This window comes from Nonlabens ulvanivorans (assembly GCF_032922765.1).
Classification (GTDB): Bacteria; Bacteroidota; Bacteroidia; order Flavobacteriales; family Flavobacteriaceae; genus Nonlabens; species Nonlabens ulvanivorans.
On sequence record NZ_CP136694.1, the window covers coordinates 1,592,685 to 1,614,693 of the forward strand.

Genomic DNA, 22,009 nt, shown 5'->3' on the forward strand with positions numbered 1-22,009 from the left:
ATTGTTGTTGTTATTTAAGCTTCTTTATCTCCAAAGTAAGATACACCGCTACCATCGAGAAAATCTTCTCTCACTGGTGCAAACACATCTATTAACATTCCTTCTTCTAGACATACCGCACTGTGCATCAAGTTAGGCTCCATATAAACGCCATCACCAGCACTCACGATTTGTTTTACTCCATCAATCTCAAATTCAAATTTTCCAGCAGCAACATAAGTTGTTTGTGTATGGAAATGTTGATGAGGCGCTCCTTCTGCACCTTTCTCAAATTTCACTTGAACCATCATGATTTGATTGTCATAGCCTAAAAATTTACGAGAGACTCCACCTCCTAAATTCTCCCATTCCATTTGGTCTGTCAAAATGTATTTTTCACTAAATCTTTTCATCATTTATAATTTAATTAATTGATGTGGTCCATCCCAACTATAAGATTTCCCGTTAAATGTTATTGTATGATTGTTTTTGCCATCACGCTTTCGCGAAAGCATGTATAAATAATTTTCTTCTCCAATTTTAAAAGTTACCACATCATAATCGCCTTGTTGCTCATGCGTTAATTCTGAAAAGGCAGATTTAGGGTAAGTCACCGTTTCTTGAATAGGATTAAAGAAGCCATGCGGTTCTATAATATTTACAAAAGTGTGGTTTTTACTTCCTGATGGTTGTCTAATTAAATACTGACGTTGTAGATTAAGATTGAACTCTGGATCGTTTGCACCAGTTTGAGTGATGAATAATTCTGTCGACGGATCTGTAACGCTAGTGATACTATAAAATCGCTGAGCTTGTAAGAAGGTAAATTGAGAGTTTGTGCTGTTAGGTTTAGGTGAACCTTTTGCAAGAACTTCCAGGTGATTGTATCCATTATCAGTTCCTAAAACAGTTTTGTTAACTGGTCTATTATAATCAAATTGCGTGTCGATGATATCACCGAAGAATGGATAATTTAGATCCATTTGATGGCCTGTATTAGAATCCACATGATACAAATCAATTATAAATGGTCTATTTGTGATATCTGCATCATTAACCATGGTGATTGATCTGGACAATTTTGAACCATCATATGCCATGGTATCTGCTGCTATGGTTACTTGTAATCGATCGTTACTCATATCGTTTTTGACAAGTTGAGAAACATGCTCTTCAGAATATTTTACATTTCCTTTATATTGTGATTTTTGGTCCAGCACTACAGCACCATGTGCTATGGTGTGTTGAGCATAGGTTTTATTTTCTGGTAAATATCTTCCACCTCTTTTAGTTTCTATATTCAAAAACCTTGCTGCTCCATAATCTGGTATAATTTCATTGCCATGATCATAAACAGATAAAGTTAATCTATCAAAATGTCCATGTCCCATACCTTGGGTAGAGAATTTAAGAACTGTTTGTAATTGACCTGCTGTATTTTGTGGACTGCGCATTAATGATAGTCCACCGCTGTTACCGTCTACTCCATCTGCAATGAACATACTAGGTCTTTCATAAAAATCCTCAGTGGTATCTGTTATAGCATTTGCAGCTATAGCACCAGCATCTGTTAATGATATTTTATTCATCATCTTAATTACTGGTAATAAAGATGCATCCTTATATTGTTTATAGGCAATATTTGTTGCAAACACAACCTCATCACTTTCCCATGTCTTACTTTTAATGGCATCATTGATAGGATAAAAACGACCTTGTTCATCCGTAAGTTGCAATAAGGTAGTCACAGCTTTTCTTAAAATACCATCACGATGCTCAAATATTTTCACATCTGGACGATTATTCTCAATCGCCTCTGCAAAAGCTATAAATGGTAAAATAGCATAACGATGGTAATAAGGTCCTTCACTATAAAACCCATCACTAGAAAACAAATGATCTAATTGAGCTATAAAACCTGTTTTACTATCTTTATTACTTCCGTAAATAGAACGGTCTATCATATCGTCATCACCCAAAACCATCCCAGTCATTCCTACAGCAGCAACAGACCATGTCCCGTGATTGTGAATCTTATTAAAGACATCATAACTATCGACGCTTAAAAACTTTGCCATAGGGCGTAATAAATCACTTTCAATTTTTGCACGTTCTTCTTCTGTCATAAAATCACGAGTCATATCGTAAGCCTGGATCATGTAAAAAAGCGTTACCGCTTCATTGAGGCCTTGCCAGTATAATTTACCACCTGGATGATTCTCTTTATCTTTAGGATGCATTCCTAACGTAGGATACATATTAGCATATCCATCAAACATTTCTTTCACATAAGTTAGTTTTTCATCACTAGGATTTAGGTTATATGAAATGGCAACTTGATACAACTCTGCATAATTTCTTTTGTGCTTCTCGTGAGAATAACCACCACCAGCATCAACGGGCTGTGGAATAATTACTGGCTCAATTAATATTTCCTGCACTTTATCCTCTAAATTTTCTGTGGCTTGATTAATTATTAAATTATCAGAATTTTTCAAAGTATTTATTCCTGAAGCAGATAAAAGAAGTTGACTACTTGAACTAGAAGATTCTATCGCGGTTTGCTTTTGCTCGCATGCAGTGGCAGTCATTATTAAAAAGGCAAGAATTATAATTCTTTGAAGCATAAATCAGTCAAGTTTAAAAGATAAGGTAATAGAAATCAATCTTATCAAAATTGGTTTACCAATCTGGTTGCCCAAAATAAAGGTATTCATAGTGGAATTGCAAATCCAAGAGGTCTTTTGTTTAAACAATCTGATTAAAAAGGTAGGATTATTGAGAATTTGCTTAAGTGAAAGGTTAACAGAAGTTTTTTATAAGCTTCGTTTAGACTTATAAAGTATATTAAGAACTAACCCAATTATTACCAAAGCAATACCTAATACAGACCATATTGTATAAATTTCCATAAACCAAGTAGCACCTATCAATACCGTAAAAATGACCTCTAAATACTTTAATGGTGCAACTAATGAAGTTGAGGCTATTTGAAAAGAACGCGTCATAAACAACTGTCCTATAAACCCAACAACACCTAAGCTAGCTAATAATAACCATTCAACTCCTACTGGTTGAATCCAGTTATTAATACTAAGTAGACCACCAATTATAACACCTATCGCCATAAAGTAATTAATGATAACCATAGGATGATCTTGTTTACCTATTTTAGAGATAACAACAAATACTAATCCCATACCTAGTGCTGATAATAGTACTAAACCAATACCGATTAGTGAAATATTTTCATCATATCCTTTTAAGATAAATACACCAGAAAAAGCTATCAAAAAAAACAACCACTGTATAGGTTTAATTCTTTCTTTAAGCCATATCACCGCAAAAACGGCTGCAAATATGGGTGATAAATATCTCAAAGTTACCGCTGTACCTACCGGTAAATATTTGAGTGATAAAAAGAACAGTAAGAGCGAAATCGAACCGAAGACGCCACGAGCAATTAACAACCATCTTTTATTACCTAAAATCGAAATTTTCTTGAAATTAAGGTAAATCATGGTGATGATTAAAGATCCAATAGATCTAAAAAACACTAATTGAAATGCGCTAAAATCAGATAGATATTTTACAACACCGTTCATTATCGCAAACGCAAGTGTACTGAAAAGCATGAAAAGTATCGCCTTTTGTAAATCCTTCATCATCAACTATTAATTATGACTGTGCAAGTTTAAGAGTTTATATTGATTAAGTACTACTGTTTTAAGAGGACTTTAAAGACAACAATGGAGATACTAGATTAAGTCTTTACTATCCCTATCAAGGAGCTTTATTCAATAACTAGATAGGTACCTTTAAAACTTTGATTTATCACCATTACTTCTAATTGCTCACTTCCATCGTTGCGTATTAATTCTATCGTTGCTTTACCGTTTGCCATTTTTATAGATTCACTTCCAGTCGGTGTTCCATGACTTTTTATTGTCGTACCGCCAGACAAGGCCTGGAAATAAACACGCTCTTCATAATCTAGACATCTTAGTCCATCTGCATCTACAGCTTGAGCGATTAGTAAAATATTACCATTATCCAACTGCTTTGAATCTAATGTAAGTGCCTTAGGCTTTCCATTTTTAGTAAATCTATAATTCACTAATAACTCGTCATTCACAACGTCACCATCCTTCATTGTGCCTACCGCACGCATCTCGTTATCACCTTCCTTAAAATCTACTAACCAAGTAAGACCGGATGCAGGAAACTTATTAACGTCTTTAATCTTTTTACCTAAAGATTTACCGTTCATAAAGAACTCCACCTCTTCTGCATTAGAATAAACACTTATTTCTCTTTCTAATCCTTTAGGACCTTGACGTTCTGTCCAAGTGTGTGATTCTATCCATACAAATGGTTCATCACTCCAGTAGCTTTTGAACACATAATAGGAATCTTTAGGGTTATTATCTCTATCCACTAATCCCTTTTGATTAATATATGGAATATCATTTTCTGGTCTTAACGGCGTCCCAAAATCTTTAAACGCCCATTGCGCATTACCTATAAAGGTAGAATCCGTTTCTGATATACGTAAATGCCAGTCAAATAAATCGACCATATAGTTTTCACTCCAGTCACCTATTTGAGCAATATTTGCCACATCTGTTTGTACGATTGCCTCTTCCCATCCATCAGCTTGAATAGCTCCTTCACCAGTAATCGGATTTTCTGTATGTCGACCTACATGGCTACTACCTCCGTATTCGGTATGGATAAAATGTTTGTATTGAGCTTTATATTGATTAATTGCTTTTTGATAACTTTTATAACTACCAGAGTACCATCCAGACCATATGGACGGTGAGAAGACGTCTACGATATCTGCTCCTTCATAGTATTTTCTTATGGCCGTAACTCGTGACGGATCCATTTTATGAGCTAGATCATTGAGTGATTGTAAGTACTGGTTCATCTTTTCTGTATTATCACCATCCTCAAAATCTGGTAACCAATACACCTCATTTCCTAGTGACCAGAATACAATACTGGGATGATTGTAATTCTGATTAATAATTCCCTTCAACATGTCGGTAGTATTTTCTTGCCATACATCATTACCCAATCCGCCACGACACCATGGTAGTTCATCCCAAACAATTAATCCTAACTCATCACAAGCCTTGTAAACTTCAGGATCTTGTGGATAATGAGCGAGTCTCACAAAATTAGTCCCCATGCTTTTTATAAGTTCCATATCTGCACGATGTTGCTCGTTGCTCATAGCTGCTCCTACTCCAGCGTGTTCTTCATGTCTGTGAGTTCCCCTTAATAATAATCGTTCTCCATTTAAATAAAAGGCGCCATGATCTTCAAATTCAAACCAGCGTAATCCCACTTTTTTCTCGGTTTGATCAATGATTTTATCGCCGTTTTTAATAATTGTGGTTAAGGTATAAAGGTTAGGAGTTTTGGTACTCCAAAGTTCTGGAGATTCGATGTTTTCAAATGACAGACTCGTGAATTTATCAGTTCCAACGGCTTCAGTCATTTTAAACGATTTACCTGTCGGTGATGTTAGTTCACAATCTACTATAAACTCTTTTGGAAGCGTTGAAGTTTCCACATTAATAAGTACGCTAGCATTTACTGCAGAAACTGTTGGTGTAACTTTTACTCTATCAATATGTGTTTCAGGTAAAGTTACTAGCCATACATCTCTAGTAATACCTCCATAAATAAAGAAATCACTTTTTTGAGAAGGAATCACTTCTGGATCATAGCTGTTATCTGCTCTAACTAATACTTCATTACTTCCTGCTTTTACTACATCTGTAATATCTACTGTAAAACCTATGTAACCACCTATGTGACCACCTACCTTTGTTCCGTTCACATATACTTTAGAAACAATGTTTACTCCTTCAAAATACAATTCGTAAACTGCATTATCAACAATAGTTTCTATCTCCAAATCTTTCTTATACCAGCTAGAACTACGTCTATAACCTGGATTCAAATCAGTTGCATCCAGCGCATTCCATGTATGTGGTAGATTTACAGATTCCCAATCTTGCTTTTCTAGAGCTTCATTTATATCTAATGTTGGATGCTCTAAATATTGCCAGTCTTGGTTAATATTAGTCTTAGACCTTTCAACAGTAGTAGTTGATATCCCTGACATATCTGAGTCACAGCTGGCTGTAATCACAAAAACGAGTACCCAAAGTTTCAAAAAGTGATTCATAAAGTAGTTTTAAAGTGAAAATTATTGATCCAGTTCTTGTAAGCGTAGCATCAATTCAAGGAAATAATAATCTCCATAAATGATAGGTTCATCCATTTCTGATCGTTTGGACCAGTCACCAGAGCTGTGTTGAAGAATAAAAGGAATCTCTAGGTCAGCAGGAAGGATATATTCCTCAGACTTTAAATTATTTAATACTTTCCTGCTATAATTAATGTAATCTTGCTTATCCGTGTAACCATAAAGCTCTACCAAAGCTGATGCTACTATAGCAGCTGCAGACACATCTCTGGGCTCATCTGGAATGTTAGGAGCATCAAAATCCCAATATGGTATACCGTCTGCAGGTAAATTTTTGTGATTAATAAAAAAGTTTGCAGTCGCCTGCGCTTGTTTTAAATAATCTTCGTTTTTAGTATATCTATAAGCCATCGTATATCCATAAATGGCCCAACCTTGTCCACGAGCCCATGCAGACTCATTGCTATAACCTTGATGAGTTACACGTTCTTTTACATTACCATTAATCGTGTCATATACCACCACATGGACAGTACTGTCGTCTGGTCTAAAATGATTTCTTAATGTAGTATTTGCATGTTTTACCGCTAATTTGTGAAAAGTAGAATCTCCGGAAAGTTTAGTCGCTTCAAAAAATAATTCCAGATTCATCATATTATCTATAATCACAGGGAATTCCCACTGATCACTATTAAAATCCCACGATCGTATAGATTGAACATTAGGATTAAAACGAGACGCTAGCGTATGTGCACTTGATATTAATACATCTTTATAATGTTCATTTCCTGTACGATGGTAACCTAATCCAAAACTGTTGTAAACCTTAAAACCCATATCATGAGTTCTATAATTATATTTTTCCTTTTCTATAAAAGCCGTCCATTTGATTGCGCTTTCGCGAAAGCGAGACTCTTTAGTAACATCACTCAACATCCATAAGTTTCCTGCATAGAAGCCACTCGTCCAATCTTTTGATGGTCGCTTGAGTATTTGTTTTGTCTCAGGATTATAACTACGTGGAAAGGCTGTCGAATCTAATGTGTAGTTGAGTACTTTGTTATAACGAGCGATCAAAAGCTGATCAATATCAGCAGTCATTATTTCTTTAGGTTCATGAGGCTTGCAGGAGGCTATAAAAATAATACAGGTCAAGAGCCAACTAATGTTGTAAAAGGTTTTCATGATTTAAATAAAATTAAGATCGAAGCGTTTTACCTCGTTCATTTTAAAAGTAAAACAAAGAGTAGAACCATCAATTCAAAATTGGGTAAACAAAAATCCCAGCAACTTAAAGTTACTGGGATTAAAGCAGTTGGCTATTTCAACTTCTTAATATCCTGGATTCTGAGGCAATAAATTTGGATTTCTATCTAACTCATCTGCCGGTAAGGGCATTAAATAATCAGTAGCAGAAAAGTCTGATTTAGCACCTTCCAATCCCGTAGCTCCAAATGCAGTTGCTCCTAATTGTCTTCTAGCTATATCATACCATCTTTTACCTTCAAAAGCTAGTTCTAATCTACGCTCTTCTAATACATCATTTGCAGTAACCATATAATTCATAGGCAACTCTGCTGGTTCAGCGCTTGGAGCAACTGTAGTGCTTACACCTGCTACTAGTGTTGTTCCACCCATTCTTGCTCTAGCTCTAACACGATTCATGTATGTTAAGGCAGATTCGTTATCGCTTATCTCTACTGCCGCTTCTGCAGCGATTAAAAGTAACTCTGCATATCGTAGCATAGAGTAGTTATGACTTGTCGCTCTGGCGTTACCACGAGCAAATGCTCCTGGAAAACGAGTATATTTTGCGATGTAAGGTCTATTCTTTGCAAACTGATGTCCACTTGTTGTGAAATTAGTATAGAATTCAAGGTTACCATTAATACTAGCACCATCATCCATGCTTACTGCACGTCTATAGTCTAGAGGACCCCATGTATCATATACAGCAAAAGAAGGTACTGCAACAGACCAGCCACCACCAGAATTTCTATCATCTCCTCTAATTCCTGTCATAGGTGCAATTTGATCATACGCGTTATTAGGAGCTTCAAAATTATTATAGTCTAATGCAAATATTGGTTCAACCGACGCATCAATTTCATCTGCATTAAATAAGTTTTGAAAATCTAAATCTAAATCATAACCATAAAGGCCTTCATTCATAATTACTTCTGAAGCCTCATCAAAAGCTTTTTGAAACATAGCAGTATCATTAGTACCAGCCATTGTTAAATAAACTAAAGCGAGGTAAGAACTTGCTGCTCCTTTAGATGGTATAGCACGAGATACTTGTGTATCTGGCAACCATTCTTTTGCATATTCTAAATCAGCAATTATATTTTCGTACACTTGTGCTGCAGGTGTTTTGCTAATTGAAGCAGCAGCATCAGCATCTGTTATAGGTGCATCAATATATGGAACATCACCAAACTGTCTTACTAAATGAAAATAGTAAAATGCTCTTATGAAATAGGCTTGAGCAATAACTGGATTCTTAATTGTCTCATCTGCAGCTACAGACTCTGCTCCTGCAATAGCTTGGTTAGCCGCTGCAATACCTTGGTAGGTTTTAGGCCAGAATTCACTAATCATACCGTTGTTCCCTAGGGTAGTCAAATCATTCATCTCCATTCTTCTTGTTTCATTTGAAGCAAGGTCTACCATATCAGAACGTAACATTAATGCTACCGATAGTTTTCTTCCCCAGAACTTTTCATTTATGGCATGGGTATAAGCACCGTTTACTGCTGTTTGAATATCTTGTGGTGTTTGAAAGAATCCGTCAGGCGATAATCTACCTACAGGATCTTCTTCTAAATCTGAACATCCTATTATTGATACACCTATCAATAACAGTAATAATTTATATGTTTTCATAATTATATATTTACGATTATTATTTGTGATTAAAAAGTTGCGTTAAGACTGAATGTTACTGTTCTAGACGTCGGGTAATTACCAAAATCAAAACCTCTAATAGTATTTTGTTTTGCATTACTAGAACCACCTCCACCAAAATAACTTGCTTCAGGATCTAAACCAGAGTAATCTGTAATAGTCAATAAGTTTTGAGCACTTACTGAGAACCTTAGTCGTTCTAAACGGATTTTACTTAAAAATTCTGATGGTACATTATAACCCAATGCAATATTTTTAAGTCTAATATAGCTTCCATCTTCTACAAAACGAGAAGAAATCTCTCTATTACTGTTGTTTCCAACACGTGGCACATTAGTATTAGTATTAGTTGGAGTCCAAGCATTATTAAAGTTATCTACAGTAGTGTTAGCGTCACCATTAACAAGCTGAACATTAGTCAAGTTAAATATTTCACCACCTTGAGAGCCTTGGAAGAAAATGCTTAGGTCAAAGTCTTTGTAACTGAAATTATTTGTAAATCCGAAAGTGTAATCTGGATTAGGGTTACCAATTGTTGTACGGTCATCTTCTGTAATATCACCACTATTATCAATATCTCTAAATAACGGATCTCCTGCAACACCACCTGCTAAGGTAGCTGTACCAGCAGGCAAAGCACCACCTTGATAAACACCTGCATAATCATAACCCCAGAAAAGACCTACTTCTTCTCCTACTCTTAAGATTGTACTTTGATCATGACTAAAGTAACTAGGTGTACCATCGTCAAATACATCTGCATCATTAATTAATGCTACAACTTTGTTCTTATTGAAGGAAATATTGAAATTAGTAGTCCAAGAGAAATTCTCGTTACTTATATTTCTAGAGGTTAATGCTAATTCAAAACCTTTATTGTTTACTTCTCCTAAATTTGTTAAAATGTCAGAACTTAAATAACCAAAGTATTCCGGAATACCATTATTACTAAGAATGATATCTTTAGTATCGATATTATAATAATCTAATGATAAGGTAAATCTATTTTTAAGTAATCCTAAATCTAGTCCAATATTAGTTTGATATGATGACTCCCATTTCAGATTAGGATTAGCCGGTTGGTCTGAGGTAACTGCACCTACCGTTTCACCGTTACTAGAAGCATACAAAGAAGCAAATCTAGCTAGTGATTGATATGGTCTGATGGCTGGATTACCAGTCACACCATAACTAGCTCTAAGTTTTAAGTTTGATATAGCGTTGATATCCTTAATAAAATCTTCATTAGATATTTTCCATCCTATCGCAGCCGATGGGAATATAGCGTACTTTTCATTTTTTGCAAAATTCGAGGCTCCATCTCTTCTTACCGTTGCGGTAAACAGATATTTATCATCCCAATCAAAGTTTACTCTACCAAATTGAGATTGAATTTCAACAACACTTAACGCAGAAGTTGCCGGCAGTAAAGTTTGTGCACTTCCTAAGTTGTAAAATGAAAATGAATCAGAAAGAAAACCATTTGCAGCTGCTCCAAATACCTCAGTAGTCGTTTTTTGATAAGATAAACCTCCTAATAAAGTTAATTTCCCCTTACCTATATCTCTTTTATAAGTTAAGTAGTTTTCATTTAAGACGTCTCTTTGTCTCGTATTTACTATGGCTGCTCTACCTCCTACAGCACCTGCCGTAACTTCCAAAGATGAAGGACTATAAGTACCTTGCTTACTTGTCTCACTACTTAAACCTAAAGTTGTTTTAAACTCTAACCCTTTAATAATCTCGTAATTAGCATAAAAATTTGATCTAAAATCAGTTTCTCTTGTCTCATCTACACGTTCTGTTGCTATAGCAAATGGATTATCAACTAAATCTCCTACAGTGTTACCAGAATTATAAGATCCATCATCATTAAAAACTGGCTGATCTGGGGCATAACGCATTGCTAGAGAGATAACATCATCTCCACCACCACCAATACCACCTAAACCTGTGGATTGAGTTGACACACCATTCTTTGTACCTAAACTACCGAATAGATTCAGACCTAATTTCAATTTATCATTTACTTGAGCATCAATATTTGATAAAAATGTAATTCTCTCAAAATCAGAGTTAATTATGATCCCTTCTTGATCAAAATAATTAGCAGATGCATAAAAATTAATTTTATCAGAACCACCAGAAAAAGAAAACTGATGTGTTTTAGTACTTCCTGTAGTATAAATTAAATCTTGCCAATCCGTATTAGCAGGACCTTGAGGATAAGCAATAGTGTTTCCGTTATTTGCTCTAATTTGTGTTTGATATGCAGCAAATTGATCAGCATTTAAAAGGTCTAATTCATTTGTGGTATTTTGAATAGAATAGTTTGTATTGTATTCAACAACCATTTTTCCATTTCTACCTTTTTTAGTAGTTACTAACACAACACCATTTGCACCTCTTGAACCATATATAGCAGTTGCAGAAGCATCTTTTAAGATTTCCATTGATTCTATATCATTTGCTTGAGGCATAGAAGCTCCAATAAAACCATCAACTACTATTAACGGAGAGCTACTCGCTCCTATAGAAGTATTTCCTCTAATTTGAATATTGATTGGAGCACCTGGCTCTCCACCATTATTAGATTGTACAACAACACCAGCTGCTCTACCTTGTAAAGCCTGTGCTGCATCTAATACAGGGAATGCATTTAATTCCTTACCTGTTACTGAAGAAACCGAACCAGTGATATCACTTTTCTTTACTCCACCATAACCTACGACTACGATCTGATCAAGTAATGCTAGATCTTCCTTTAAAGTCACATTAATAACAGACTGATTATTTACTGGTACTTCCGTTGTAGCATAACCGACATAACTATATATGATAGTCGCAGTTGCTGCATCTGCAACACTAATCGAATAATTACCATCTATATCGGTAGTGGTGGCACTAGAACTTCCTTTAATAAGTACGGTCACTCCTAAAAGTGGCTCAGTTTGTTCATCAATAACCTTACCTGTAACTGTCGTTTGCGCATATGAAAACATGGCAAATAACATACAGCCTAAAAAGGTGCTGATATTTAAAAACTTGTTGGGGTTAGTTTTTTGCATAAGAGTAAAAAATTAGATAATTAGTTTAAAGTTATTAATCTGAAAAAACAGCTAAATCGTTTTCGAAAAACCAATCACGATTATATCATAAAATTCAGATTGTTAAAATTAGCTTAACGAGCATAACTAAAAATTCAAAAAAGGGTACAAAAAAATCCCGATTTCATTAAAATCGGGAGTTTCTAAGGGTTATTTGTTAAAATCAAATTCTAGACAGAGAATTTTTTAGAATAAACTGATGGAGTCTCACCATACACTTTTTGGAAGCATTTACTAAAGTATTTGGGGTTTCTAAAACCTACTTTATAACTTACTTCAGAAATATTAAGGGTACCCAATTCTAATAATTGAGCAGCCCTTTTCATTCTAAAATGTTGTATAAATTCGTTAGGAGTAAAATTAGTCCAGGCCTTAACCTTAATAAATAACATCGTTCTACTTACTCCTAAATCTGAGCAAAATGTAGGTATATCAAAGTGATCATTAGGTATATTATCTTCTACTATTTGGATTGCCTTTTTCATAAGCTCATCATCTACTGAAGACACACTTACTTCATCGGGCGTGAACAAGTCCCCATTTCCAAATTTCTTTTTCAAACTAGACTTATAAGAAAGTAGATTCTTTACACGCAATTGTAGCTCATTAATATCAAAAGGCTTACTTAGATAATCATCAGCACCACTTTCTAGGCCTTCTAATTTATAAATTAATGATGATCTTGATGTTAATAGAACCACCGGTATGTGACTGGTGCGTACGTCTTCTTTTATTTTAGAACATAATTCAGTACCTGCCATAACAGGCATTACCACATCACTCACAATAATATCTGGGTTGCTATTTACTGCTATTTTGAAAGCTTCTTCTCCATTACCAGCCTCTAGCACATTGTATTTTTGTTTTAACAATTGAGCCATAAACGATCTTAAAGAAACATTATCCTCTACTACGAGAACGGTAGATTTCTCCTCGTCATTAATAAAATCTATACTAGACGGCTCAGTGATTAAATTAGGGTTCTCTAGTTGATTGGTATACTGTGTAACATCGTCACTAAACTTAAAGTCTGAAATTATCTGATCTTCAGTAAAGTGTTCTTTTCCTAGCTTAAGGGATATTAAAAATGTCGAACCTTGATTAACCTTACTCTGCAATTTAATTTGTCCTTTATGTAGTTGGACTATATTTTTTGCGATGTTTAACCCGATACCGGTTCCTTGATTATATATGCTGGCATTTTCTTTATGAGACTCTACCTCATAAAAGCGTTCAAAGACTTTTTCTTGCTTCTCTTGTTCTATTCCTATCCCATTATCTTTGACCTTAATGTGAATATGTTCTTTATCTCTAGATATCTTTATTTTAATTTTCCCTCCTTTAGGTGTAAATTTAAATGCGTTAGAGATGAGATTAAAAAATACACGTTCTAACTTTTGTCTATCATAGTAAACTAGAATCTCTTCATCAATGGTTTTAAAGTCATAATCGTATTCTCCTAATTTTGCATGTTCCTTAAAACTAAAATATATCTCTTTTAAAAACTTGACGATGTTCCCTTCGGCTGCATGAATTTCAAATTGATTTTTTTCCAATTTTCTAAAATCCATTAGAGTATTAATAAGCTGTAGCAATTGTTTACCATTGCTTTCTATCACTAATAATTTTTTATACATTTTATTAGTCCCTTTATAATCAGCCAGCAATTGCTGCAATGGTCCTAATATCAAGGTAAGTGGCGTTCTAAACTCATGAGAAATATTAGTGAAAAACTGAAGTTTAGCCTCATTAATATCTCTATTTCGTTGCAATTGAATCTGTTCAAATTTTAATTCTTCTTGCAATCTAGTTCTAGATTTAAGTATCCTTAATAAAACATAAGCAACTGCTATAAACACTGCTGTATACAAGACAAATGCCCACCAGCTATACCACGGCGCAGGTTTTGCCTTTATGATTAAAGTTGTAATCTCACTTTTGATCCCATCGCCATTAACGCCACGCACTTCAAAATTATAATCACCTGCATTTTGAATTGCATAGGTGGCTTTATTCTCTACCGTTGTATTCCATTCTTTTTCTAATCCACTTAACCTATACTCATAGGTTTTACTGGTTAAATTATGATAACTAGGCATTGTAAACTCAATGGTAAAATTACGTTGATTATGATCTATTTTTAACGCTTTCGCGAAAGCGATATTTTCAACCTCAACATTGTTATCATTAAATTTCAATAAATCATCTCCTGTAGTTCTAAAGTTGGTAATGAGTACATCTGGCGCATAGTTATCTATACGTATTTTAGTAGTATTAAAAGAAGATATCCCTGATACACTACCAAAAACGAGTTGATCTTGTGGCAATCGTAACACCGCATTATCACTAAATTCATTACCTACTAATCCATCTTTTTGCTGGTTAAGAGATAAAATTTGTTCACTATCCTTATTTAATTTTAAAATACCCTGATTACTACTCATCCAAAGCATACCATTACCGTCTTCGATAATAGAATGTATAGTTGTAATTTCTTTATCAGCCCATTGTAATGGAACTTTTAAAAACTGATTATTTACTCTTTTAAAGAGACCTTGGGACTTAGTTCCAGCCCATATTACCTTATTACTATCTTCATAGAGGTGCAACACATCAAAGCCTGCATCCTGATCTTTATCAAATAAATAATTTAAGACTTTATTGTTCTTATCAACACTATTCAGACCATTTTGAGTTCCCACCCATAGTGTCCCATTGTTATCAAATAATAAGGATCTTACCAAATCACTTGTAAGACCATCTTCACGACTTAAAGTGGTAATATTCTTAGTAGCATCTTGCGAGATTACACCTTTTCCAAAAGTTCCATAATAAAAGTGATTTCCAGATTTCAAAATAGAGTATACTCCTACATCTTTAAGTGTGTCATTTAATGGACTTTTTGTAAATTGTTTATTATCTGTATCATATACATCAACACCGTTACTAAATGTCCCTATGTATAACTTATTTTGATCGAGGTAAAGTGCTTTAATATTATTCTCTACTAGGTCACTATTCTCACTAGTTAGATATTTAAAATCTTTGGTGTCGAGATCTAGAATATTTACACCACCTTGTTCCGTACCTATAAACAGCTGATTTATTGAAGATTGCAGAGAGCTAACTACGGGATAGTTAAGACCCTTTTTAGTCCCGTTTTGAACATAATTCTGAAAGTTACTATTTGCTTCATTCCAGATATTTGCTCCACCATAATAAGTACCTACCCATATCGAGCCACTTGCATCCTCATAAAGAGCTTTAACAGAGTTTTTTTCAAGACTATAAGGATCATTTAGATTATTAGTAAGATGACTTACTTGTCCTTTATTATAAATGTAAACACCATTATAACTTCCTATCCATAGCCTATCATCTTTATCTAATCGTAACTTACGTATATCATCAATGTGTAAATCCTCATTGATAACAAAAGACTTAAGCTCTTTAGAAAGACTATCATAGACTAATACACCTGAAGATTTTGTACCTATAAAATATCTATTTTTTCCAGCAGGTACGATGTCTGTAATGTCATCATTTTGATAGGAGTTAAATCTAGAAACAGCATAAGTACCATTTTGATCATCTTTTTCAACTGACCATAAACCTAGATTAGTTCCGATTAAATATGAAATAGGCGAAAGCTCTATAACGCTATAAACGACAACCTCCTGTTGTACTTCCTCAAATATCGCATTATAATAGGAATCTTCACTAGGGTTATATATAGAAAGACCTTTTGAGGTACCTATCCACATGTTACCATCACTGGTAGCATAAACCTCTTGAATGATATTACTAGCTAACGAGTTAGTGTCACTGGTTTTTAAAAAACGAGTAAAAGTATCTGTTTTAGGATTATATCTATTAAGACCATTATAAGTACCTATCCATATCTGACCATTCTGATCTTTTTCAAGTGATAATATATCACTACTACTTAGGGAATTGATATTCTCTCCATCAGATTTAAAAACGGTGATTTTATGACCATCATATACATTAAGGCCATCACGGGTACCAATCCACATCTGACCTAATTCATCTTGCTCAATAGCTATAGCACTACTTTGAGAAAGACCATGAGCTGTGGACAGATGCTGAAATTGAAAACTACTGACTTGCGCAGCTGCAGCATTCAATAATAAGAGAAATATGACCGTTATTCTATACATATATCAAAAACAAAATTTGGGCTTAAATGTAGTTAATATGATTGATTATAGCCACTTTATGAGTTACTAGAAAGAACTCATACCATTATTAATCATAATTTAACCTGCTATTCAACTGATAGTCATATAGTGACGGTACATCGTGTAAAGATTGATTTGTCATTTTAATATAAGCCAGTGATTCATATCAAACTATGTTATTAGTCATTAATAAGATATTATACCTATAAAAATCGTCCATTTAATTGAGCTTTTAAAAAACAGACATCTCTATAAATTATACACTTTTAACTAGTCAAGTAGTTTAATACATGACACCTAAAAGTCACGTTAATCATAAAAACACATCTATACAAAAGAGAACGCTAGTACAGCATATGGGTTGCTATTATTCAGTTTAACCTAATAAATCTACATAAAATCTCACGAGACAACATCACTCTTTAAGATCTTTTCACACTGCTATCACAAGCCCTAATCACGATTAAAACATTGCATCACAATGCTTTGTACACAATTCTCCCTATTCTGAATAATTCCCATTGTATAATTACAAAGTAATAGAAGATAATTTCTCATATTTGGTCAACCAATTTTGAGAAATTCTAAAAAATCAAACCTAATTATGGCAAAAACTATAGTTTTAACAGGAGCCGGCGGTGTTTTATGCAGTACCATGGCAATTGCACTTGCAAAACAAGGACATCAAATTGCTGTATTAGATTTAAGAAAAGAAGCAGCAGATGCGGTAGCTCTTGAAATTAGTGATAATGGTGGTAAAGCCATAGGTGTAGCAGCAAATGTCCTAGAGAAAGATTCTCTAGAAACGGCAAAAAAAGAAATCAATTCCAAATACGGAAAAGTTGACATATTAATTAATGGTGCTGGAGGAAATCACCCATTGGGAACGACGAGCAATCCGTTTTTTCAATTGGAAGATTTAGATAATCAGACAGAAGGTTTTAAAACCTTTTTTGACCTAGATCCTAAAGGAATCGAGTTTACCTTCAACCTTAACTTTTTAGGCACCTTGTTACCTACCCAAGTATTTGCAACAGATATGGTAGGTCGTGATGGCTGTAGTGTGTTGAATATTTCGTCCATGAACGCTTTTACGCCATTGACTAAAATACCTGCTTATAGCGGTGCAAAAGCTGCTGTGTCTAATTTCACACAATGGCTGGCGGTTCATTTTTCAAAAGTCGGCATACGTGTCAATGCGATCGCACCAGGATTTTTCTTGACCGATCAGAATAGAGCGCTTTTGACTAACAGTGATGGTTCTGCGACGCCGCGTGGCGAGCAAATCATCGGCCAGACGCCTATGGGACGTTACGGTACACCAGACGATTTGGTGAGCACCGTGAACTGGTTATGTGATGACGGCGCTGCTTTTATTACAGGAATTGTAGTTCCTATAGATGGCGGATTTAGCGCATATAGTGGCGTGTAAACAACAACTTTTTAGTAAGATTTTTAAGATCTCGCTTTCGCGAAAGCGTGACAATAACAACAAATGAGTTTAGAACAAACATGGAGATGGTACGGTCCTAATGATCCAGTCTCTCTTAACGATATCAAACAAGCTGGTGCCACTGGCATTGTGAATGCATTACACCATATACCTAATGGCGTAGAGTGGCCTGTTGAAGAAATTACCAAACGCAAAAAGGAAATCGAAGCCACTGGACTGACTTGGTCTGTTGTAGAAAGTGTGCCGATTCACGAAAACATCAAAACTAAATCTGGAGATTATCAAACCTATATCCAGAATTATAAAAACACGATCACTAATCTTGGTGAATGTGGAGTCGACATCGTGTGTTATAATTTCATGCCGGTGCTGGATTGGACACGTACTAACCTAGATTATGAAGTAGCTGACGGTTCTACAGCGTTAAGATTTGAAGCAGCAGCATTTGCCGCTTTTGAATTGTACTTATTAAAAAGACCAGGTGCTGAGAATGATTATACCGCAGCTCAACAAGAAGCCGCAGCAAACTACTTAAAAAATTCTAGCACAGCCCAACAAGAAAAACTGGTCCGTAACATCATCGCAGGATTACCAGGTGCTGAGGAAGGTTACACGCTAGAAGAATTTAATAAGATACTCGCTACTTATGATGACATAGGTCCAGCAGAATTAAAAGCAAATCTTTTTCATTTCCTATCTGAGATTATTCCAGCAGCAGAAAAAGCTGGAGTACTCATGTGCATCCATCCAGATGATCCACCTTTTCCTATTCTAGGATTACCACGTGTGGTAAGTACTGAGCAGGATATCGTAGATTTATATACGGCTGTGGATAGTCCTAATAATGGATTAACCTTTTGTACAGGATCCTTTGGCGTGAGAGCAGATAATGATCTTGCGGGAATGGTAGAGCGATTAGGTGATCGTATTCACTTTATCCATTTACGAGCTACTAAAAGAGATGAAGCAGGAAACTTCCATGAAGCAGATCATTTAGAAGGTGATGTAGATATGTATGCCGTAATGAAAGCACTCGTTCTAGAACAAGAAAAACGTAGAAATGCCGGTCGTGTAGATTTGCGCATGCCGTTCCGTCCAGATCATGGACATAAAATGCTGGATGATTTAAAGAAAAAAACGAATCCTGGTTACTCAGGTATAGGTAGACTGCGTGGACTTGCCGAACTGAGAGGTCTAGAACTAGGAATCAAAAAATCACTGGCTTAATAACTAAAAAAATAATAGCTTGATCATTGAGTCAGGTTCAAAAATAATATCATGTCTACAAATTTTGAAACACGTTATGCAAACAGCCCAGAAACGGTAAAGAAATATAATACGACTCAACTTAGAGATGAATTTCTAATCGATAAGCCGATGGTAGCAGGTGAGATCAATCTAGTATACACGCACTATGATCGATATATCGCTGGTGGTGCAGTTCCTACTAAACCATTAAAACTAGAGTCTATTGATCCATTAAAAGCGGAGAACTTTCTAGATCGTCGTGAAATGGGAATTATTAATGTAGGTGCTACTGGAACAGTAGAAGTAGATGAAACTAAGTACGAACTAGCTCATAAAGATGCCTTATACATAGGAATGGGCGGAAAAGACGTCGTTTTCCATAGTGCAAATGCTAGTGATCCTGCAAAGTTTTATATCAATTCAGCTCCAGCACATCAATCGTATCCTACTAAAAAAATAAGCCTTGCCGAAGCTCATAAAATCGAATTAGGTAGTCTAGAAACGGCAAATCACAGAACCGTTTCTCAAATGATTATAGGCGGAATTATTACTACCTGCCAGCTACAAATGGGAATGACTGAATTAAAAGTAGGAAATGTATGGAATACCATGCCAGCTCATGTTCACGATCGTAGAATGGAAGTGTACTTTTATCTAGATGTACCACAAGACCAAGCTGTATGTCACTTCATGGGACAACCACAAGAAACACGTCACATATGGATGCATAATCACCAAGCGGTAATATCGCCGCCATGGTCTATTCATTCTGGTTCAGGAACTTCTAACTATACCTTTATATGGGGAATGGCTGGAGAGAATCTAGATTATAATGATATGGACGTTGCAAAAATCACAGACCTTAAATAAATCTAGATGAATCTTTTTGATATTAAAGGTAAAATTGCTCTAGTGACTGGTAGTACGCACGGACTAGGAATGTCCATGGCTCATGGATTAGGACTTGCAGGTGCCACTATAGTTGTCAATGGAAATTCATCTCAGCAAAAAATAGACGATGCCGTTGCTCAATATAAAGAAGCTGGAATAGATGCTGTAGGATACAAATTTGATGTTTCAGATGAATCAGCTGTTGAAACTAACATTCAACAAATAGAAAGGGAAGTTGGTCCTATAGACGTCCTGATCAACAATGCTGGTATCATAAAAAGAGTTCCGCTAGCAGACATGGATGTGGAAGAGTTCAAACAAGTCGTGAACATCGATTTAGTAAGTCCTTTTATAGTTTCTAAACATGTAGTAAAAGGCATGATGAAACGTAAGGCCGGTAAGATCATTAATATATGTTCTATGATGAGTCAGTTAGGTAGAAATACGGTAGGTGCTTATGCCGCTGCAAAAGGTGGACTGGTCATGCTTACTAAAAATATGGCAACAGAATGGGCAAAGCATAACATACAAGTGAATGGTATAGGTCCTGGATATTTTGCTACTTCACAAACTGCTCCTATACGTGTAGACGGTCATCCATTTAATGATTTTATCGTGAACCGCACACCAGCAGCAAAATGGGGCGATCCAGATGACCTTGCAGGAGCAGCGATATTCTTATCTTCACAAGCTAGCAATTTTGTAAATGGTCATATATTGTATGTTGATGGCGGTATACTAGCGACTATAGGTAAACCTTCAAATGAAGACTAAATGAGATATTGGAACCTCTTACTATTAGCATTTTCTATTCTTTTCATCAATTGTGATCAAAAGAATAAAGATGTTTTTTTTATGCTTCATAATGAAATCGATATCGCTAGAACTGAAGTTATTGTGATTTCAAAGAAGCAAATTAAAGAGAAAATGCCAGCTTTTGATGAAAGTCAAATTTTAATATTTAAAGATTCTTTGGGAACTGAATTCCCTTATCAATTGGATGACATGGATCAGGATGGAATCTGGGATGAAGCAGCTCTAGTTGTGAATTTCGAAGCTCTAGAAACTAAAAGGCTTATGATTTACGCTTTCGCGAAAGCGGAATCACCACAATATGAAAAGATAACAGACGTACATTTTGGTGTAGGAAAAGCTAAGCCAGAAGCAAGTGAAGAGCAACTCTACACTAGAAGTTATGATCCAAGAGATAAAGACTCGTTGTTCTTTCAAATGGAAGGACCAGCTTGGGAAAATGATAAAGTGGGATTCCGTATGTATTTTGATCCTCGAAATGGGATTGATATTTTCGGAAAAACTACTGAAGAACCTACGTTACACAAACAAGGATTGACTACAAATTATCATGAGAAGGCAGATTGGGGAATGGATATTCTCAAAGTTGGCAATTCATTAGGTGCTGGCGCCATAGCTTTCAAACATCAAGACTCCTTGTACAGACTTACTGGCTGGAATGGCACTCGATTTGAAACCATTACTGAAGGTCCTGCAAGAGCTATTTTTAGAATGACTTACTTAGATGAGTTTATTGGAGATAAATCTTACCATATCGTTCATACCATAACTATAGAAAAAAGCGACTGGTTTTACAAAAGCGATGTTGAATTGCACGGCACCAATGATGGAATAAAACTCTATACCGGAATAGTAAATTTAAAAGAGAATAAATTAAAATTTTATAACTCTGATGAAGGCGTTGATGTCTTGTATTCATTTGGTAAACAGTCAGAAAATGATGACCACCTAGGAATGGCTATCATCACGGCACAGTCACTAACTGCATATGTAGATGCGCCATCAGAAGGTACTGGCATTACCAATACTTATCTATTAAACCTTCAAGAAGGAAAAAATCACAGCTTCTATTTTATGAGCGGTTGGGAAGCAAGTGATGCACAATTCAAGACTATTGAAGGTTTTGAAAAACTATTAGAACAATCTACAAAAATGATCAATTCACCTATTACAATTCAATAAA

13 protein-coding genes are annotated in these 22,009 nt (G+C 35.2%); 5 read left to right on the forward strand and 8 right to left on the reverse strand.

All coding sequences use genetic code 11. The features are described from left to right. Positions 1-14 precede the first annotated feature (14 nt). The 8 genes from R1T42_RS07195 to R1T42_RS07230 all read right to left on the reverse strand — a co-directional run bounded on the left by R1T42_RS07195 (position 15) and on the right by R1T42_RS07230 (position 16,400). Positions 15-392 (reverse strand): cupin domain-containing protein, encoded by a 378-nt coding sequence (locus R1T42_RS07195; protein ID WP_036585354.1) that lies wholly within the window; start codon positions 390-392, stop codon positions 15-17. Between the two features lie 3 nt (positions 393-395). Continuing rightward, a complete protein-coding gene (locus tag R1T42_RS07200; RefSeq protein ID WP_317291844.1) occupies positions 396-2,606 on the reverse strand; it encodes a heparinase II/III domain-containing protein in 2,211 nt (736 codons plus the stop codon). A gap of 189 nt (positions 2,607-2,795) precedes the next feature. Then, positions 2,796-3,644 (reverse strand): DMT family transporter, encoded by an 849-nt coding sequence (locus R1T42_RS07205; protein WP_317291845.1) that lies wholly within the window; start codon positions 3,642-3,644, stop codon positions 2,796-2,798. 128 nt (positions 3,645-3,772) lie between these two features. Next, on the reverse strand, positions 3,773-6,184 hold the full coding sequence (locus tag R1T42_RS07210; protein WP_317291846.1) for a glycoside hydrolase family 2 protein: 2,412 nt from the start codon (positions 6,182-6,184) through the stop codon (positions 3,773-3,775). Positions 6,185-6,205: 21 nt separating this feature from the next. Beyond that, positions 6,206-7,390 (reverse strand): glycoside hydrolase family 88 protein, encoded by a 1,185-nt coding sequence (locus R1T42_RS07215; protein WP_317291847.1) that lies wholly within the window; start codon positions 7,388-7,390, stop codon positions 6,206-6,208. 147 nt (positions 7,391-7,537) lie between these two features. Continuing rightward, positions 7,538-9,091: a RagB/SusD family nutrient uptake outer membrane protein gene (locus R1T42_RS07220; protein ID WP_317291848.1), complete on the reverse strand. Its 1,554-nt coding sequence runs from the start codon at positions 9,089-9,091 to the stop codon at positions 7,538-7,540. A 29-nt stretch (positions 9,092-9,120) separates the two neighbouring features. Continuing rightward, positions 9,121-12,180: a SusC/RagA family TonB-linked outer membrane protein gene (locus R1T42_RS07225; protein WP_317289844.1), complete on the reverse strand. Its 3,060-nt coding sequence runs from the start codon at positions 12,178-12,180 to the stop codon at positions 9,121-9,123. 209 nt (positions 12,181-12,389) lie between these two features. Then, positions 12,390-16,400 (reverse strand): hybrid sensor histidine kinase/response regulator transcription factor, encoded by a 4,011-nt coding sequence (locus tag R1T42_RS07230; RefSeq protein ID WP_317289845.1) that lies wholly within the window; start codon positions 16,398-16,400, stop codon positions 12,390-12,392. A 625-nt stretch (positions 16,401-17,025) separates the two neighbouring features. Between R1T42_RS07230 and R1T42_RS07235 the strand changes: the two genes are divergently transcribed. The 5 genes from R1T42_RS07235 (at position 17,026) to R1T42_RS07255 (ending at position 22,008) form a co-directional block, all read left to right on the forward strand. Next, positions 17,026-17,853, forward strand: a complete 828-nt coding sequence (locus R1T42_RS07235) for an SDR family oxidoreductase (protein WP_317289846.1) — start codon at positions 17,026-17,028, stop codon at positions 17,851-17,853. A 63-nt stretch (positions 17,854-17,916) separates the two neighbouring features. Beyond that, positions 17,917-19,101 (forward strand): mannonate dehydratase, encoded by a 1,185-nt coding sequence (uxuA, locus tag R1T42_RS07240; RefSeq protein WP_317289847.1) that lies wholly within the window; start codon positions 17,917-17,919, stop codon positions 19,099-19,101. Between the two features lie 51 nt (positions 19,102-19,152). Continuing rightward, positions 19,153-19,992, forward strand: coding sequence for a 5-dehydro-4-deoxy-D-glucuronate isomerase (kduI, locus tag R1T42_RS07245; protein WP_317289848.1), 840 nt, complete (start codon positions 19,153-19,155; stop codon positions 19,990-19,992). Positions 19,993-19,998: 6 nt separating this feature from the next. Next, positions 19,999-20,787 (forward strand): gluconate 5-dehydrogenase, encoded by a 789-nt coding sequence (locus R1T42_RS07250; RefSeq protein WP_317289849.1) that lies wholly within the window; start codon positions 19,999-20,001, stop codon positions 20,785-20,787. Then, positions 20,788-22,008, forward strand: a complete 1,221-nt coding sequence (locus R1T42_RS07255) for a DUF4861 domain-containing protein (RefSeq protein ID WP_317289850.1) — start codon at positions 20,788-20,790, stop codon at positions 22,006-22,008. Position 22,009 lies beyond the last annotated feature (1 nt).

Excerpts from the sequence above, each read along its gene's own strand:
- R1T42_RS07195 (WP_036585354.1), bottom strand. The coding sequence starts at position 392 with ATGAAAAGATTTAGTGAAAAATACATTTTGACAGACCAAATGGAATGG.
- uxuA (WP_317289847.1), top strand. The coding sequence starts at position 17,917 with ATGAGTTTAGAACAAACATGGAGATGGTACGGTCCTAATGATCCAGTC.
- R1T42_RS07230 (WP_317289845.1), bottom strand. The coding sequence starts at position 16,400 with ATGTATAGAATAACGGTCATATTTCTCTTATTATTGAATGCTGCAGCT.
- R1T42_RS07220 (WP_317291848.1), bottom strand. The coding sequence starts at position 9,091 with ATGAAAACATATAAATTATTACTGTTATTGATAGGTGTATCAATAATA.
- R1T42_RS07250 (WP_317289849.1), top strand. The coding sequence starts at position 19,999 with ATGAATCTTTTTGATATTAAAGGTAAAATTGCTCTAGTGACTGGTAGT.
- R1T42_RS07235 (WP_317289846.1), top strand. The coding sequence starts at position 17,026 with ATGGCAAAAACTATAGTTTTAACAGGAGCCGGCGGTGTTTTATGCAGT.
- kduI (WP_317289848.1), top strand. The coding sequence starts at position 19,153 with ATGTCTACAAATTTTGAAACACGTTATGCAAACAGCCCAGAAACGGTA.
- R1T42_RS07205 (WP_317291845.1), bottom strand. The coding sequence starts at position 3,644 with ATGAAGGATTTACAAAAGGCGATACTTTTCATGCTTTTCAGTACACTT.
- R1T42_RS07215 (WP_317291847.1), bottom strand. The coding sequence starts at position 7,390 with ATGAAAACCTTTTACAACATTAGTTGGCTCTTGACCTGTATTATTTTT.
- R1T42_RS07200 (WP_317291844.1), bottom strand. The coding sequence starts at position 2,606 with ATGCTTCAAAGAATTATAATTCTTGCCTTTTTAATAATGACTGCCACT.
- R1T42_RS07225 (WP_317289844.1), bottom strand. The coding sequence starts at position 12,180 with ATGCAAAAAACTAACCCCAACAAGTTTTTAAATATCAGCACCTTTTTA.
- R1T42_RS07255 (WP_317289850.1), top strand. The coding sequence starts at position 20,788 with ATGAGATATTGGAACCTCTTACTATTAGCATTTTCTATTCTTTTCATC.
- R1T42_RS07210 (WP_317291846.1), bottom strand. The coding sequence starts at position 6,184 with ATGAATCACTTTTTGAAACTTTGGGTACTCGTTTTTGTGATTACAGCC.